This is a genomic window from Okeania sp. (assembly GCF_983059655.1).
In genome coordinates, this window is sequence record NZ_CEZPJD010000522.1 from 4,126 (window position 1) to 5,662 (window position 1,537).

A 1,537-nucleotide genomic window follows, 5' to 3' on the forward strand; every position below is an offset into this window, starting at 1 on the left:
TTTGCTGCCATAGGTGGAACATCTTTCACAGATGCAAATTTAACTGATGCTGACTTCACTAATGCCACTCTCAAAAGTACAGATTTTAGAGGAGCTAACATAACCCGCACTATTTGGAAAAACACCATAAAACTAGACCGCATACGACCAGGAAAAACTTATCTAAAAGATGCCAAAGTTAGAGAGTTAGTCAAAACTGGTAAAGGTGAAAATATAAACTTAGATCGCTTAAACTATCTTCAAGGAATAAATCTCCAGGGAGCAAACCTAACTAATGCCAGTTTCATAGAAGCGAATCTCAGTTCGGCAAACCTTCAAGGTGCTAATCTTTCTCGTGCCAAGTTAGTAGGAACATTTTTAGACCAAGCTGACCTCACAGGCGCAACATTAACCGGAGCTTTTCTTGAAGACTGGGGGATAACAACCACAACTAAACTAGACAATATCAAATGTGATTATGTTTATATGCGCTTGCCTCCAGATAAACGACCAGACTTTCTCAAACTTCCACCAGAAGAAAGTTTAGATGAGCGTGTGCGCCGAAAACCTGCTGACGAAGATAAAAATTTTGAAGAAGGGGAATTTGTAGAGTTTATCAAACCTTTGGTGAATACCTTAGACCTTTATCATAATCAAGGAGTAGACCCCCGAATAGCTGCATATTCATTTGAAAAACTACAAAAAGACCATCCAGAAGCAGAAATAAAAATGCGTTCTATGGAGGTTCGAGGCGAAAATAATGACAAACTATTGATTAGAGCTGACACTACACCTGAAGCTAACCATTCAGTTTTAGATAAAAAATATTTCGATACTTATAATGAGTTGAAAGCACTTTCAGCAGAACAACTTCGAGCAGTATTGGCACAGAGAGAAAAAGATATTAAATGGTATAAAGGTGTATTAAGTGCAGCAGTTAATCGCCCTGGTGTTAATATAGAAAATTATAGTAATCAAGGAGATACAAAAATGTCAGAAACTAGTGGAGACCAAATTCATGCTCATGAAATTCATGGAGCAGTCAGCAACAAAGGAGAAATTTATGGTATGGCTGGTAGCGGAGGAGAAATTAAAGACTCTGCAAAAATTGCTCGCACAATTCACGAATCTCAGGAACAAAATTTAGCACAAGCAGCAAAAGATATTCAAGAATTATTAGCTCAACTAGATGAAACTTACCCATCAGATACAACAATGGACAGAATGAAAATTGCTACAGAAGTAATTACACAAATTGATAATAATTCAACTAAGGCAGAAAGAATATTAAGTGCTATAAAATCTGGTGGAGTTGCTGCTGTTGAACAATTACTAAATCATCCTGCTAGTAGCTTTGTTATTGCAGCGTTGGAAGATTGGCAAAAGAGTAAATAAATTAAATAATTTGATTAGTTATTATAAGTCATTGCGACGGTCACTCCGTGGAAGGAAGCAATCTCAAGGGTCTAGGAGATTGCTTTCCTACGGAATACTGCGCAAACGCTTCGCTCGCAATGACAGAATTACATTATTTTACGTAAGTCCTAATAATTTTATA

At 36.9% G+C, this 1,537-nt stretch carries 1 protein-coding gene; it reads left to right on the forward strand.

Annotated elements, in window-relative coordinates; all coding sequences use genetic code 11:
- Positions 1 to 1,374, forward strand: a 1,374-nt coding sequence (locus tag AC3DU7_RS23340) for a pentapeptide repeat-containing protein (RefSeq protein ID WP_488041688.1), incomplete at its 5' end; no start/stop codon positions are given.
- Positions 1,375 to 1,537 lie beyond the last annotated feature (163 nt).